The 1,096-nt window shown below is 47.6% G+C and carries 1 rRNA gene; it reads right to left on the bottom strand.

From position 1 onward, the window contains the following. Positions 1-1,088, bottom strand: a 16S ribosomal RNA gene (locus DW173_RS23650); the annotation flags it as partial. Positions 1,089-1,096: the final 8 nt, after the last annotated feature.

The raw sequence follows: 1,096 nt of genomic DNA, 5'->3' as shown, positions 1-1,096 counted from the left end.
TTAAGCCGACACCTCACGGCACGAGCTGACGACAACCATGCAGCACCTTCACAAATGCCTTGCGGCTAACCTGTTTCCAGATTATTCATTTGCAATTTAAGCCCGGGTAAGGTTCCTCGCGTATCATCGAATTAAACCACATGTTCCTCCGCTTGTGCGGGCCCCCGTCAATTCCTTTGAGTTTCACCGTTGCCGGCGTACTCCCCAGGTGGAATACTTAATGCTTTCGCTTGGCCGCTTACTGTATATCGCAAACAGCGAGTATTCATCGTTTACTGTGTGGACTACCAGGGTATCTAATCCTGTTTGATACCCACACTTTCGAGCATCAGTGTCAGTTGCAGTCTAGTGAGCTGCCTTCGCAATCGGAGTTCTTCGTGATATCTAAGCATTTCACCGCTACACCACGAATTCCGCCCACCTCTACTGTACTCAAGACTGCCAGTTTCAACTGCAATTTTACGGTTGAGCCGCAAACTTTCACAACTGACTTAACAATCCACCTACGCTCCCTTTAAACCCAATAAATCCGGATAACGCTCGGATCCTCCGTATTACCGCGGCTGCTGGCACGGAGTTAGCCGATCCTTATTCATATGGTACATACAAAATCCCACACGTGGAATACTTTATTCCCATATAAAAGAAGTTTACAACCCATAGGGCAGTCATCCTTCACGCTACTTGGCTGGTTCAGACTCTCGTCCATTGACCAATATTCCTCACTGCTGCCTCCCGTAGGAGTTTGGACCGTGTCTCAGTTCCAATGTGGGGGACCTTCCTCTCAGAACCCCTATCCATCGTAGTCTTGGTGGGCCGTTACCCCGCCAACAAACTAATGGAACGCATCCCCATCGATAACCGAAATTCTTTAATAGTAAAACCATGCGGTTTTAATATACTATCGGATATTAATCTTTCTTTCGAAAGGCTATCCCCGAGTTATCGGCAGGTTGGATACGTGTTACTCACCCGTGCGCCGGTCGCCATCTTTAGTTTGCAAGCAAACTAAAATGCTGCCCCTCGACTTGCATGTGTTAAGCCTGTAGCTAGCGTTCATCCTGAGCCAGGATCAAACTCTTCATTGTAAAAGTAT

It is taken from the genome of Bacteroides sp. AM16-13, assembly GCF_003602705.1.
Taxonomy (GTDB): Bacteria; Bacteroidota; Bacteroidia; order Bacteroidales; family Bacteroidaceae; genus Bacteroides; species Bacteroides xylanisolvens.
This window is presented reverse-complemented; position numbering and strand designations above follow the sequence as displayed.